Origin of the sequence: Collinsella sp. OM04-5, assembly GCF_003439125.1 — a bacterium.
Taxonomy (GTDB): Bacteria; Actinomycetota; Coriobacteriia; order Coriobacteriales; family Coriobacteriaceae; genus Collinsella.
This window is the reverse complement of sequence record NZ_QSUU01000006.1, coordinates 101,816-115,322: the sequence shown is the minus strand read 5'-3', so window position 1 is coordinate 115,322 and position 13,507 is coordinate 101,816. Positions and strand designations below refer to the sequence as shown.

General features: G+C 61.2%; 11 protein-coding genes. 7 read left to right on the top strand and 4 right to left on the bottom strand.

Annotated elements, in window-relative coordinates:
- Positions 1-163: 163 nt before the first annotated feature.
- Positions 164-601, bottom strand: a complete 438-nt coding sequence (locus DXB53_RS05105) for a universal stress protein (protein ID WP_117583590.1) — start codon at positions 599-601, stop codon at positions 164-166.
- 249 nt (positions 602-850) lie between these two features.
- On the opposite strand from DXB53_RS05105, the gene DXB53_RS05100 reads away from it, so the two are divergent.
- Entirely contained in the window at positions 851-1,831 is a 981-nt protein-coding gene (locus DXB53_RS05100) for an undecaprenyl-diphosphate phosphatase (protein ID WP_117583589.1), read from the top strand.
- Positions 1,832-2,058: 227 nt separating this feature from the next.
- Positions 2,059-4,959: an ATP-dependent helicase gene (locus tag DXB53_RS05095; RefSeq protein WP_117583588.1), complete on the top strand. Its 2,901-nt coding sequence runs from the start codon at positions 2,059-2,061 to the stop codon at positions 4,957-4,959.
- A 281-nt stretch (positions 4,960-5,240) separates the two neighbouring features.
- Here DXB53_RS05095 and DXB53_RS05090 read toward each other — a convergent pair whose 3' ends face one another.
- On the bottom strand, positions 5,241-6,173 hold the full coding sequence (locus DXB53_RS05090; protein WP_369831573.1) for a type I phosphomannose isomerase catalytic subunit: 933 nt from the start codon (positions 6,171-6,173) through the stop codon (positions 5,241-5,243).
- A gap of 72 nt (positions 6,174-6,245) precedes the next feature.
- The gene (locus DXB53_RS05085; protein WP_117583586.1) at positions 6,246-6,965 is read right to left on the bottom strand and encodes a GntR family transcriptional regulator; all 720 of its coding nucleotides are present in this window, start codon (positions 6,963-6,965) and stop codon (positions 6,246-6,248) included.
- A gap of 339 nt (positions 6,966-7,304) precedes the next feature.
- Between DXB53_RS05085 and DXB53_RS05080 the strand changes: the two genes are divergently transcribed.
- The 3 genes from DXB53_RS05080 (at position 7,305) to nhaA (ending at position 10,973) form a co-directional block, all read left to right on the top strand.
- Positions 7,305-8,258, top strand: a complete 954-nt coding sequence (locus DXB53_RS05080; RefSeq protein ID WP_117820909.1) for an ROK family protein — start codon at positions 7,305-7,307, stop codon at positions 8,256-8,258.
- Positions 8,259-8,427: 169 nt separating this feature from the next.
- Positions 8,428-9,351 (top strand): manganese-dependent inorganic pyrophosphatase, encoded by a 924-nt coding sequence (locus DXB53_RS05075; protein WP_006235927.1) that lies wholly within the window; start codon positions 8,428-8,430, stop codon positions 9,349-9,351.
- A 263-nt stretch (positions 9,352-9,614) separates the two neighbouring features.
- Positions 9,615-10,973, top strand: coding sequence for a Na+/H+ antiporter NhaA (gene nhaA / locus DXB53_RS05070; RefSeq protein ID WP_117583584.1), 1,359 nt, complete (start codon positions 9,615-9,617; stop codon positions 10,971-10,973).
- A 373-nt stretch (positions 10,974-11,346) separates the two neighbouring features.
- Here the strand turns inward: nhaA and DXB53_RS05065 are convergent, their stop codons facing one another.
- On the bottom strand, positions 11,347-11,601 hold the full coding sequence (locus DXB53_RS05065; protein WP_117583583.1) for a hypothetical protein: 255 nt from the start codon (positions 11,599-11,601) through the stop codon (positions 11,347-11,349).
- A gap of 149 nt (positions 11,602-11,750) precedes the next feature.
- On the opposite strand from DXB53_RS05065, the gene DXB53_RS05060 reads away from it, so the two are divergent.
- Both DXB53_RS05060 and DXB53_RS05055 read left to right on the top strand, forming a co-directional pair.
- Positions 11,751-13,055: an aminotransferase class I/II-fold pyridoxal phosphate-dependent enzyme gene (locus tag DXB53_RS05060; protein WP_117583582.1), complete on the top strand. Its 1,305-nt coding sequence runs from the start codon at positions 11,751-11,753 to the stop codon at positions 13,053-13,055.
- A gap of 66 nt (positions 13,056-13,121) precedes the next feature.
- Positions 13,122-13,436, top strand: coding sequence for an STAS domain-containing protein (locus DXB53_RS05055; protein WP_117583581.1), 315 nt, complete (start codon positions 13,122-13,124; stop codon positions 13,434-13,436).
- Positions 13,437-13,507: the final 71 nt, after the last annotated feature.

Sequence of the window (13,507 nt, the reverse complement as noted above, 5' to 3'; positions counted from 1 at the left end):
CCCCAAACGGGGCGGCACGCCATCTTTTATCAGCCAACTCGCTGAAGTATGGTGACGAAGGCGCAAGGCCGGGAGGGGTTATCAAAGCCGACATCCCGCAGCAGCGAAGCGGCGAGGACGTCGGCGTGATAACCCCGCAGGCCTTGCGCCGACGGGAAGGAACCTACTTCACGACCAAGATGTCGCAGTCGGTATTGCGCAGCAGGAACGTCGAAATCGAACCCAGAAGCGCATACTTGATCGAGGACAGGCCGCGAGCGCCGCAGAGCACCAGGTCGGGCTTGACCACGTCGAGCATCTCGTCTTTGAGCGTCTCGCGAATACGACCGGCGCGTATCATGACCTCGACCTCGGGAATATCGGGATTGGCCTTGGCCTCTTCGAGCTGCTTTTCGATGGAGTTCTTAAAGGCCTCCTCCAGACCGTTGACCAAATCGACCGGATAGGAGCCGGCGCTCTCGAGCGCCGTGGAATCGATAACGTGGCCGATAATCAGCTTGGCGCCGTTGTTCGCGGCGACCTTGATGGCGCGTGCGAGCACAAAATCCTGCTGCTCAGTACCGTCGAGTGAAACAAATACCTTGGTGTAACCTTCGTTCATGGTTTCCTCCTTGGTCTATCGCACGGGCGCGGGGCTCGTGCGTCGGGCGGGCGCGGGTGCGTTGACCGCCGGACACTTTATCTTGTTGCAGTTATACCCAAGGATTTCGGTTTAACTGCTCGCAATTCTGTGAACGGGCGAGTTTTTTGGTAAGGGTAGGCGCGGTCGCACCGCCAACGGTTGATAATGGGACATCGCCCGCATCGTCCGCAGAACATCTACCGGCGGGTGTCTAACGAGGGGGTCCCTTTGGATATTATCGAGCTTCTAAAATCTGCCTTCATGGGCCTGGTCGAGGGCATCACCGAATGGCTGCCCGTTTCGTCGACGGGCCACATGATCTTGGTGGACGAGTTCGTCAAGATGAACGTGAGCGAGACGTTCTGGAACATGTTCCTGGTCGTGATTCAGCTTGGCGCCATTTTGGCCGTCTGTGTGCTGTTCTTCCATGAGCTCAATCCGTTCTCGCCCAGCAAGGGCAAGGAGGGCCGTCGCGACACCTGGGTGCTGTGGGGCAAGATTGTGCTCGGTTGCATTCCTGCGGCGGCGATCGGCCTGCCGCTCAACGACTGGATGGAGGAGCATTTCTACAATGCTCCCGTCGTGGCGCTGGCGCTCATTGTGTACGGCGTGCTGTTTATCGTGATCGAGAACTGGCGCGCAAACAAGCGCGAGGAAATGGCCGTTGCCGGTTCGTTTGGTTCGCGTGCTGTGGTGTCGGGTGGACGTCCCGCCGGTGCGCACTTTGCGGCGCCCCCCACGGCTACCGCTGAGGATGAGGACGATGACGAGAACCTGGACTTTGGCTCCATCGCCACGCTCGAGGACCTCAGCTGGAAGACTGCGCTGGGTATCGGCTGCTTCCAGGTGCTTTCGCTGGTGCCTGGTACGTCTCGCTCCGGTTCTACCATCATCGGCGGCCTGCTTTTGGGCTGCACGCGCTCGGTGGCGTCTAAGTTCACGTTCTTCCTGGCCATCCCTGTCATGTTTGGCGCGAGTGCGCTCAAGCTGGTCAAGTACTTCATCAAGGGCGGCACGTTCGGCACCAACGAGATCGCCATCTTGGGCGTGGGCTGCGTCGTCGCCTTTGTGGTGTCGCTCATTGCCATCAAGTGGCTTATGGGCTTCGTTCGCCGTCACGACTTCAAGTGCTTCGGCGTCTACCGCATCATCCTGGGCATCGTGGTGCTCGCGTACTTCTTCGTTCTGGAGCCTATGCTCGGCCTGTAACTTGGTTGACGCTGCGCGGCGGCCAGAGCGACAACTTGTCATTCAAAGAGGGTGGCATGACCAAAAGGTCTATGCTGCCCTCTTTTTTGGGCGATGGGGCGGGCCTGACGGTGGCGCACGGAGTCGTGGTGTGATTTGCGTCGGTGTCCGCGCGGCTCGGTATACTGGTACGGCTCAAACTATGGCGCTGCCCGCAGGCGCGCCGTCCGTCAGATGAGGAGTCGCCCATGACCCAGCCCTTGCCCTGGGAAAAGAACGCCGCGGTACCCGTGCCGCCCGCGCCGGAACCCGTGCCGCTCGATGCATACACCGCCCCCGCTGCGCCGGAGCCCGAGCTCGTTCCGCTCGACATCTATGACGCTCCCGCGCCGGCGCCCAAGCCTATCAAGCCGCTCGTCGACATCGACAGCCTTAATCCCGCCCAGCGCGAGGCGGTCCTGTCCACCGAGGGCCCGTTGCTGGTGCTCGCCGGCGCCGGCTCGGGCAAGACCCGCGTCTTGACCTTCCGCATCGCACATATGCTTGGCGACCTGGGCGTTAAGCCTTGGCAGGTTCTTGCCATTACGTTTACCAACAAGGCTGCGGCCGAGATGCGCGAGCGTCTGGCGGCACTCATCCCCAGCGGCACTCGTGGCATGTGGGTGTGCACCTTCCATGCCATGTGCGTGCGCATGCTGCGCGAGGACGCCGACCTGCTGGGCTATACCGGTCAATTCACCATCTACGATGACGACGACTCAAAGCGCATGGTGCGCGACATTATGCAGGCGCTCGGCATCGAGCAAAAGCAGTTCCCCATCAACATGATCCGCAGCAAGATCAGCTCTGCTAAAAACGCCATGATCGGGCCCGAGGACATGCTCAAGAGCGCCGATAGCCCCAACGACAAAAAGGCCGCGCAAGTCTACCTGGAGCTGGAGCGCCGCCTGCGCGCCGCCAACGCGATGGACTTCGACGACCTGCTCGTGCGCACGCTCGAGCTACTGCGCACCCGCCCCGAGGTGCTCGACAAGTACCAGGAGCGCTTCCGCTACATTAGCGTCGACGAGTATCAGGACACCAACCACGTCCAGTACGAGATCGCCAACCTGCTGGCCGCCAAGTACCAAAACCTTATGGTCGTGGGCGACGATGACCAGTCCATTTACAGCTGGCGTGGCGCCGACATCACCAACATCCTGGACTTTGAGCAGGACTTTAAAAACTGCAAGACCGTCAAGCTGGAGCAGAACTATCGCTCTACGGGTCATATCCTGAGCGCCGCCAACGCCGTGGTGCGTCACAACTCGCAGCGCAAGGACAAGCGCCTGTTTACGGCCGAGGGCGATGGCGAGAAGATTCAGGCTTTCCAGGCAAGCGACGAGCGCGACGAAGGTCGCTGGATTGCCGGCGAGATCGAAAAGCTGCATGCCAAGGGTACGAGCTACGACGATATCGCCGTGTTCTACCGCACCAACGCCCAGTCGCGTATCCTCGAAGATATGTTCCTGCGCGCGGGCGTGCCCTACAAGATCGTCGGCGGCACGCGATTCTTCGACCGCGCCGAGATTCGCGACGTCATGGCCTATCTCAAGATGATCGTGAACCCGGCCGACGAGATGAGCGTCAAGCGCGTCATCAACACGCCGCGCCGCGGCATCGGCTCCACCTCGATCCAAAAGATCGAGCAGCTGGCGCGCGACAACCGCTGCTCGTTCTTCCAGGCCTGCGAGATCGCAACAGCCGAGACGGGCATGTTTAGTGCCAAGGTGCGCAACGGCCTGTCGAGTTTTGTGGCGCTGGTGCGCGAGGGCCGCCGCATGGACGGCGAGCTCAAGGACGTCGTCGAGATGATTGTCGATAAGACGGGCCTGCTGCAGGCGTTCCGCGCCGAGGGCACCATGGAGTCCGAGAGCCGCGCCGAGAACATCCAGGAATTCCTGGGCGTCGCTGCCGAATTTGAGGAGACGCACGAGGATATCGAGGGCACGCTCGAGAGCTTGGAAGAGCTGCGTGCAGCCGGTGTTGCCGATGTGCCTGTCAGTGCCGAGCCCGAGCCCGTCGTGGTGAGTGCGCCCGCGCCCGAGCCGGGGCCGTCCGCTCCGGCATCCTCGTTTGAGGCACTTGTCGGCGCTCGTGACGCCGCGGGCTCCAATCCGCTCGATAGCCTAGCCGCCCCGGCGTTCTCGCCGCAGGATGCCTTGGCCGCCGCCATCGCGGGCAACGCCTATGCCGCACCGACGGAGCTGCCGGCGGGTGCTGTACATGCCGACGAGATCGAGCGCACCTATGGCCCGCTCACTTGCAAGGCGTTGCCGGCGCTCATGGAGTGGCTGGCCCTGCGCTCCGACTTGGATTCCCTGGCCGGCGAGACGCATGCCATTACCATGATGACCATCCACTCCGCCAAGGGCCTGGAGTTCCCGGCGGTGTTCGTGGCCGGCATGGAGGAGGGTATCTTCCCGCACGTGCACGACTTTGGCGGCAGCGATGACCCGGGCAAGCTCGAGGAGGAGCGTCGCCTGGCCTACGTTGCCATCACGCGTGCCCGTAAGCGCCTGTTCCTGACCTATGCGGCCACGCGTCGCACCTACGGCTCGACCTCTGCCAACCCGCGCTCTCGCTTCCTCAACGAGATTCCGTTTGAGGATATCGAGTTTAGCGGTATCGGTTCTGCCGGTTTTGAGGGCACGGGCTGGGAGAAGCGCGGCGACCGTCACGGCACCTTTGGCTCGGGCATGGGCTCGGATATGTATGGCGGCAAGGTGTTCGGTTCGCATACGCGCTCGACCGGCGGTTCCGGATCGCGCGGCGGATCGAGCTTCGACGATTTCTTTGGCGGCAGCAGCTATGGGACCGAGCGCCATCGTGGGGTCTCGCCCGACGCCGGCCGTGTTGCCTCGACCTTTGGCTCGGGCGCGCCGCGAGCCAAAAAGCCGTCGTCCAAGGTGTCGCCGACGGTGGAGCGCAAGGTCGATCGCGCCAGCGCGTCGCAGGACTTTGCCGCGGGCGATACCGTGAGCCACAAGACCTTTGGCACGGGTACCGTGATCTCGGTCGCCGGAGACATGATCGAGGTTCAATTCGAAAAGACCGGCCAGACCAAAAAGCTCATGAAGGGCTTTGCGCCGATCGTCAAGCTGTCGTAATCTCGGCGGCCCCGGACAGGCGCCATGGACAACGTCGCCTGCTCGGACAGTCCTGCTCGCACGGAGAGCACATTAAGTGCTCTCCGGCTCGTGCGGAACTCGCGATCGACGTTGTCCATGGCGCCTGTCCGGGGCCTTGGGTAACGTTGCTTGCGAACGTCGCTTTGCTCGTTCGCTTTTTGGTCTGGAGAGCCGGGTGGGCTGATAAATAGATGTGAGTAGGGGCTCTCCCGTTTGATGAGCGGGGGAGCCCCTTGTTGCGTTTTGGTTGTTGGTGCGACCTAGAGGTGGCTGATGATCAGTTCCATCTTGCCTTCGAGGTCAATGGAGCTGACGGTGCTCGGAGCCAGGAGGTGGCTTCCCTTGTGGACGGGGTCGCCGCAGACGGTACCTTCGCCGTCGATGACCGACAGGCACATGAAGGGCCAGCGCTGGTCGAGAGTCTTGCTGCCGTCAACACGCACGCGATCGACGGTGTAGCAGGGGTTGGACTCGAGCTCGGTCACGCCGTCGACCTCGGGCGCGGTCACGGTGCCGTCGGTCGGGGCCTGAACATCAAAATCGATGCAGTCGAGGCTCTGCTCAATGTGCAGCGGGCGCAGCTTGCCGTCGGTGCCGGGGCGGTCGTAATCGTACAGGCGATAGGTCACGTCGCTCGACTGCTGCGTCTCCAAAATGAGCGTGCCGGTCTTGATGGCGTGCACGGTACCGGAGTCAATCTGGAAAAAGTCGCCCTTGTGGATCGGCAGCACGTTGAGCATGTCGTCCCAGCGGCCGTCCTCGATCATCTGCGCGGCCTCGGCGCGGTCCTTGGCGCGCTGGCCGACGATGATCGTGGCGCCGGGCTCGCAGTCCAGTACATACCAGCACTCGGTCTTGCCCAGGCTGCCGTTCTCGTGCTCGGCGGCGTACTCGTCGTTGGGATGAATCTGGATCGAAAGATCGTCCTTGGCGTCCAAAATCTTGATGAGCAGCGGGAACTCCTTGCCCTCACAGTTGCCAAAGAGCTCGCGGTGCTCGGCCCACAGCCACGACAGCGTGTGGCCAGCATACGGGCCCTCCGCAATCTGGCAGTCGCCGTTGGGATGGGCCGAGATGGCCCAGCACTCACCGATGGGACCCTCGGGAATGTCGTAACCAAATACGGTTTCGAGCTGGCGGCCGCCCCAGATCTTCTCGTGGAAGATCGGCGTCAGTTTAATCAAATCGGACATGTGCATACTCCCATAAGGTTGTGCGGGTGCCGCGTAAGACAGCTCAAAACGAGCACCCACCGGATTACAAAACTAGGCCAACGTTACGTTGTGCAGCTCAAAGCGGTCGCCAACGTTGCGTGAGATCGAATGCTCAAAGGCGGTGCCACTATCCAAAAAGCCAATCTGGTTGAGCTCGAGCAGGGGAGAGCCGGGTTTGGTGTCCAGACGCTCAGCCTCTTCTTCGGTTGCCGCAACGGCACGGATGGTGCGATGGAAGCTCGAAATCTTAAGCCCGCACTGCTCGCGGATAAAGCCGTAGACCGATCCGTACAGGTCTTTTTTCTTAAGACCCGGAATCAGCTCGAGTGGCATATAGGTGTACTCGATAACGATGGGCTGACCATCGACCTGGCGCACTCGCACGATGTGATAGGCAAAGTCATCTTCGGCAATTCCCAGCTGAGCAGCGACGTCCGCCGGCGGATTAACAATCGAGAAATCGTAGACCACCGAGGTCACTTTCTCCCCGCGGTGCTCATACGAAAAACCCTGGGCACGGTCGTTTTTGCCCTGGAAAAACGCCTGGCCGGGAAGCCCCGCCGTGTCCTTAACGTAGGTACCCGATCCACGCCGGCTGGTGATCAAGCCCTCCTCGGTAATCTGCTCAATCGCACGTTTGACGGTGATCTTAGAAACGTTATACAGCTCGCAAAACTCTACGACGGTGGGAAGCTTGTCGCCCGGTTTAAGTGCGCCGCCCTCGATGCTTCGACGAATGTCTGCAGCTATCGCCTCGTATTTGGGAATCATGGAACCTCCTTTCCAGTTTGATTGAGTATAAAAGAAAGTATAGTCAACACCTAAGTATCCCTATTGCATTTAAAAAAAGTTCGAGAAAGACATAATTCAAAGTCGCTTTGCATATATGACTAGAGCGCTCTAAATGAATAAACATCTGAGTAATGTCGTGTTGAGAAGTCTGATTGGTCCGAGGATGGGGCCAAACCGATTTGGCGCCCAGTGAACCGAATCCCATACTCTGCGTTTCCCAGATAAAACCTACCAAAACAAACCCGTCCCTTTTTGGTAGGTTTTTGTCTTGGGAGCGGTACCATACAGGCAATGTTTAAACGAGAAAGGTGGGCTCCCATGGAACCTAAGCAGTATTACATCGGCATCGACGTCGGCGGTACCTCGGTTAAGGAGGGCCTGTTCGACGAGGACGGCAACCTGCTGGCCAAGGCCAGCGTGCCCACTCCGCCCATCGTTGACGCCGCGGGCTTTGCCGCGGTGACCGAGGCTATCGACCAGGTGGTCGCCAAGGCCCAGATTCCGCGTGCCTTTGTGGCGGGCATTGGTCTGGCCGTTCCGTGCCCCATCCCGGCATCGGGCGATGCCAAGGTCAAGGCCAACATTGCCATTAACCTGCCCGAGCTGAGAGTCGCCATTCAGGAGCACTGCCCCGACGCGGTCGTTAAGTACGAAAACGATGCCAATGCCGCTGCCATGGGCGAGGCCTGGCTCGGCTCTGCCAAGGGCGTGCAGAACGTGGTGATGGTCACCATCGGCACCGGCGTGGGCGGCGGCGTTATCGTTAACGGCGATGTGGTATCGGGCGTCGTGGGCGCCGGCGGCGAGATTGGCCACATGTGCCTGAATCCGGCTGAGGAGCGCACCTGCGGCTGCGGCGGCCATGGCCATCTGGAGCAGTATTCCAGCGCCACCGGCGTGGTGAGCAACTACCTTGCCGAGTGCAAGAAGGCAGGCGTCGAGCCCATCGAGCTCACCGGCCCCTCCGATTCCAAGGACGTGTTCCAGGCCTGCCGCGAGGGCGACAAGCTCGCGCTTGCCGCGGCCGATACCATGGCCGACTACCTCGGCCGCGCCCTGGCGCTTATCGCCAACGTGGTCGACCCCGAGATGTTCCTCATCGGCGGCGGTGCCTCCGCCTCGGCCGATGTTTACCTCGACAAGGTTCGCGAACACTTTAAGCAGTACGCGCTTTCCGCCTCGCGCGAGACGCCCATTAAGGTCGCTTCGCTCGGCAACGACGCCGGCATCATCGGTGCCGCCTACGTAGCCCTGCGCGCCGCCGGTAAATAGCTGGTGCAAGGGGGACAGGTTACTTTGCACCAACATGGTGCGAAAGGGACAGCCTTGGCCCCCCCCATGCTTGCCACAAAATATGCCGTGGCCCTTCCGTCTGCGAAGGCTCGGCATCGGCGTGCTACCATAGCTACGTCCAAGTACACATATCAAGTGGAGGATATCCATGGCAAACGTTCTTGTCTTTGGTCACCAGAACCCCGATAACGACGCCATCATGAGCGCCGTCGTCCTGTCCCAGCTGCTCAACCAGGTTGAGTATGCCGGCAACACCTACGAGGCCTGCGCCCTTGGTCAGCTTCCGGCAGAGTCTGCCAAGCTGCTCGCCGACGCCGGCATTGCCGAGCCCCGCGTGATTGAGTCCGTCGAGGCCGGTCAGCTTGTCGTCCTCACCGACCACAACGAGTCCGCCCAGTCCGTCGCGGGCCTTAAGGACGCCACGGTCTTTGGCGTCGTCGACCATCACCGCATCGGCGACTTCGAGACCGCCGGCCCGCTGCATTACATCTGCCTGCCCTGGGGCTCCAGCTGCACCATCGTCACCAAGCTCGCCGGCGTGCTCGGCGTTGAGCTTTCCGACGTACAGGCCAAGCTGCTGCTCTCGGCCATGATGACCGACACGCTCATGCTCAAGAGCCCCACCACCACCGATGTCGACCGCGCCGTCGCCGCCAAGCTCGGCGAGCAGGTGGGCGTCGACCCGGTCAAGTTTGGCATGGAGGTCTTCCTCACCCGTCCGTCCGGCTCCTTCACTGCAGCCGAGATGGTCGGCAACGACATCAAGATGTTCGAGCCCGCCGGCAAGAAGCTGCTTATCGGCCAGTACGAGACCGTCGACAAGAGCCGTGCGCTTGGCATGATTGACGAGATCCGCGAGGCCATGCGCGCCTACGCCGCCGAGAAGGGTGCCGACGGCATTGTCTTGTGCATCACCGACATCATGGAGGAGGGCTCGCAGGTCCTGCTCGAGGGCGAGACCGAGGCTGCTCAGAAGGGCCTGGGCATTGCTGACGAGCACGACGGCGTCTGGATGCCGGGCGTCCTCTCCCGTAAGAAGCAGGTCGCTGCCCCCATCATGGCCGCCTGCTAGGTTTTGTAACCTGCTACGACCGGACCGCGGACACCCCGCGCTCCGGTCGTTTTTTGTGCGCGGCGCCGCGTCGTCTCTTGGACAGGCGCGCCCGTGTCGTTGAGCAAATAATGTTCAACCTGTGGTTCCGCTTTTCGGCCACGCCTGCGTGCTTGTCGTGCAGGGTAGGCTAGATGCAAGCGTAATACGTTGGAGCGCGGCGCCGCCACTTGGGCGGGCCGTGCTTTTTTAAGACGGGAGCTTTCCCGTGAAAGGAGCCGCCCATGGCAGCAACTGAGCAGCTGTTCAACGTTCGTGAGCGCAAGCGTTTTGAGCGCCACGACATCTGGGAGCGCATCGCCGAGAACGGCACGATTTCCGCCGCCGTCATGGTCTTCGCCGCCATCGCCGCCGTCATTTGCGCCAATACCGATGCCTACGAGGCCATCCATCACTTTTTGGAGACCCCGCTGTATGTGGGTCTGGGCAACCTTACGGCCGGTCTCACCGTCGAGCTTTTCGTCAACGACTTCCTCATGGCGATCTTCTTTTTGTTGGTGGGCATCGAGCTTAAGTACGAGATGACGGTCGGCGAGCTCAAGAATCCGCGTCAGGCCATGCTTCCCATGCTGGCGGCCGTGGGCGGCGTTGTCGTTCCCGCCTGCATCTACCTGATCTTTAACCATGCCGGCGCGCACAACGGCTGGGCCATTCCCATGGCAACCGATATTGCCTTTGCGCTGGGCGTGCTGTCGCTTTTGGGTAATCGCGTGCCCAACGGCGTGCGCGTGTTCTTCTCGACGCTCGCCATCGCCGACGACCTCATCTCCATCGCCGCCATCGCCATCTTCTACGGTCAGAGCCCCAATCCGTTTTGGTTGGGCGCTGCCGCGCTTGTGACCTGCGCGCTCGTGTGGCTCAACAAGACGCAGCATTACCGCCTTGCCCCGTATTCGGTACTGGGTCTGCTGTTGTGGTTCTGCATGTTCAAGAGCGGCGTACATGCCACGCTTGCTGGCGTCATCTTGGCCTTTACCATCCCGGCCAAGTGCGGCGTCAAGCTCGATAGCCTCACCGATTGGCTGGGCGAGTGCCTGCCGCTACTCGATGACCGCTACGACGACGAGGCGCACATCCTGGGCCAGCATGACTTTACCGTCTCGACCACCAAGGTCGAGCGCGTCATGCACCGCGTGACCCCGCCGCTCATCCGCATGGAGCGTCTGATCTCCACGCCGGTCAACTTTGTGATCCTGCCGATCTTTGCGTTCGTGAACGCACAGGTTCGCCTAGTGGGCGTGGACATGAGCACGCTGCTCACCGACCCGGTGACGCTCGGCGTGTACTTTGGCATGCTGCTGGGCAAGCCGATCGGTATTTTTGGCATGACGTTTGCCCTGGTTAAGCTTAGGGCCTGCGAGCTGCCGCGCAATGTCAACTGGCACATGATTGCCGGTGTGGGCATTCTGGGCGGCATCGGCTTTACCATGTCGATTCTCATCAGCGGCCTTGCCTTCCCGACGGCTGAATTTGAGGTTCTGGCCGCCAAGGCCGCTATTCTCGCCGGCTCTGTCACCGCGGCCGTGCTTGGCATGATCTACATGAGCGTGGTCTGCAAGCATCCCTCGCCCAAAGACGAGTAAGAGCGCGAAAACCGGCTCCAGAACCGATTCGGGCGCGTTCAAAATGCGGATTCGGGCGGTGCTTGCCGCCTGCCAGACACGCCAGTGGTCAAAAAACGCCGTTTGTGAGTACTGTCACAAACGGCGTATCATTTTAGGTGCGGAAAATAATGAACAAAGTTATAAGAACTGTACGTTAATGAGTGACCATCGACTTCCAATTTGGCGCTAGCTGACGGTGATTAGGAAGTTTCAAGTCGAGTTTTGCCGATTTCGACCAAGAATCGCTGCTACTAAAAAGGTAACAGTACTCATATTTGCCCTTTTTTGGCCACAAGCCCTAAAACAAGCCTCGCCAAGGTCGGGAAGCGGGCCAAATCGCCGGCCTCGAGGCTTATTCCACCGTTCCGTAGACGGCGCCCCAGCCGTGGGCGGCCAAGGCGGAGTTGAGCTGGTCGCAAAGTGACTGGCGGTCGTAGTAGCCGGGCGGCAAAAGGTTCACGATTTCCATGAGGTCGGGTGCCAAGTCGACGATTTCGGCCTGCACGATTAGGTCAAGCCGGTCGATGGCGTGGCGGTCGTAAAACAGTCCGTCGACCAGGCGCTGCAGGTCACCGAATTCCTCGGCCTGGAACAATCCGTACTCCATAGTGCCTCCTTGGGCGCCCCACGCCGGCATGCGCGGCGATTCGTAATTTATTGCGATGGACTTAATCTATCACGGCTTCATAACGTTGCGGCGGTGGCGGTCTATACTTAGACGAACTGCAACGTCCCGCTTCGCGAAAGGTCGCACCCATGCAGACGATCTACCAGAAGATGGAAACCACCGAACTCGATGCCGCCATCGAGGCGCTCAAGGCCGAGGTCGCCGAGGTCAAGGCCAAGGGTCTGGCGCTCGATATGGCCCGCGGCAAGCCGTCGCCCTCCCAGGTGGACATCTCGCGCCCCATGCTCGATATCCTCAACGCCGATGCCGATCTGCACGACGGCAGCGTCGACTGCTCCAACTACGGCTGCTTCGAGGGTATTCCTTCGGCACGCAAGTTGGCAGGGGAGTTCCTGGGCTGCCCCGCCGAGCAGACGCTCGTGCTGGGTTCGTCGAGCCTTTTGATCGAGCATGACATCGCCGGCATGTTCTGGCGCTGTGGCTCGTGCGGCAGCGAGCCCTGGGACGCCTACGAGGCCGCGCACGACGGCAAGAAGGTCAAGTTCCTGTGCCCCGTTCCCGGCTACGATCGCCACTTTGGCATCACCGCCGACTTGGGCATCGAGAACGTCCCCGTCGCGATGACCGACAACGGCCCCGACATGGCCGAGGTTGAGCGCCTGGTTGCCACCGACGACTCCATCAAGGGCATCTGGTGCGTGCCCAAGTATTCCAACCCCACGGGCATCACATTTAGCGAGGACACCGTGCGTCGCCTGGTCGAGATGCCCACGGCCGCGCCCGATTTCCGCATCTTCTGGGACAACGCCTACTGCGTGCACGACCTGTACGACGAGACCGACGAGCTCGCCAACATCTTCGATCTTGCCCGCGCGGCGGGCACCGAGGACCGCGTGGTGGCCTTTGCCTCGACGTCCAAGATCACCTTCCCGGGTGCCGGCATCGGCTTTATCGGTGCGAGCCCCGCGGTCATCGCCGAGTTCTCCAAGCGCCTCAAGGCCGGCCTGATCAGCGCCGACAAACTCAACCAGCTGCGTCACGTGCGTTTCCTCCCCACCATCGAGGCGGTCAAGGAGCACATGAAAAAGCATGCCGAGTTCCTGCGCCCGCGCTTTGAGTCCGTCGAGCGCAAGCTCACCGAGGGCTTGGGCGACACGGGTTGTGCCACCTGGACGCATCCCCGCGGCGGCTACTTTGTGAGCTTCGATGGTCCCGAGGGCTCGGCCCAGAAGGTCGCCGCGCTTTGCGCCGACCTGGGCGTCAAGCTCACGCCGGCAGGTGCTACCTGGCCCTATGGCAAGGACCCGCGCGACACCAACATCCGCATCGCGCCGAGCTATCCCACGGTCGAGGACCTGGAGGCCGCGCTCGATGTGCTGGTGCTGGCCGTCAAGCTCGTCGCTGCCGAGCTTGCGCGTGCCGAGCGCGCCTAGCGCGTATGGCCCCGCAAGTACGCACCCATTACTATCAGCACTTTCGATTCGCAAAGGAGCGTTTACATGGATTTGGGTATTTCCACCAACCCCACGCCGGAGCTCTACACCATTAAGGTAACCGGCGAGATCGATATCTCTAACGCCGACAGTCTGCGTAATGCCATCGACTTGGCGCTCGAGCAGCCCACCGAGGCCGTTGAGCTCGACTTTGCCCAGGTGAGCTATATCGACTCGACGGGCATTGGCGTTCTTGTGGGCGCCGCGCACCACGCAGCCGATCATGGTAAGCGCTTTAGCTGCGCCAACGTGCAGCCTGCGGTGATGCGCGTGGTTCAGCTGCTGGGCGTGGACCAGGAGATCTCGATCACGGCGGCATAGGCCCCGCCCCAAAAGGGGTGTGCCGTTTGGCATATGTTTGTGATGCGCTCGGACGTTTTGGCGTCCGGGCG

Coding starts and splice junctions, on each gene's coding strand:
- DXB53_RS05105 (WP_117583590.1), bottom strand. CDS start 601: ATGAACGAAGGTTACACCAAGGTATTTGTTTCACTCGACGGTACTGAG.
- DXB53_RS05095 (WP_117583588.1), top strand. CDS start 2,059: ATGACCCAGCCCTTGCCCTGGGAAAAGAACGCCGCGGTACCCGTGCCG.
- DXB53_RS05090 (WP_369831573.1), bottom strand. CDS start 6,173: ATGTCCGATTTGATTAAACTGACGCCGATCTTCCACGAGAAGATCTGG.
- DXB53_RS05085 (WP_117583586.1), bottom strand. CDS start 6,965: ATGATTCCCAAATACGAGGCGATAGCTGCAGACATTCGTCGAAGCATC.
- DXB53_RS05080 (WP_117820909.1), top strand. CDS start 7,305: ATGGAACCTAAGCAGTATTACATCGGCATCGACGTCGGCGGTACCTCG.
- DXB53_RS05075 (WP_006235927.1), top strand. CDS start 8,428: ATGGCAAACGTTCTTGTCTTTGGTCACCAGAACCCCGATAACGACGCC.
- nhaA (WP_117583584.1), top strand. CDS start 9,615: ATGGCAGCAACTGAGCAGCTGTTCAACGTTCGTGAGCGCAAGCGTTTT.
- DXB53_RS05065 (WP_117583583.1), bottom strand. CDS start 11,601: ATGGAGTACGGATTGTTCCAGGCCGAGGAATTCGGTGACCTGCAGCGC.
- DXB53_RS05060 (WP_117583582.1), top strand. CDS start 11,751: ATGCAGACGATCTACCAGAAGATGGAAACCACCGAACTCGATGCCGCC.
- DXB53_RS05055 (WP_117583581.1), top strand. CDS start 13,122: ATGGATTTGGGTATTTCCACCAACCCCACGCCGGAGCTCTACACCATT.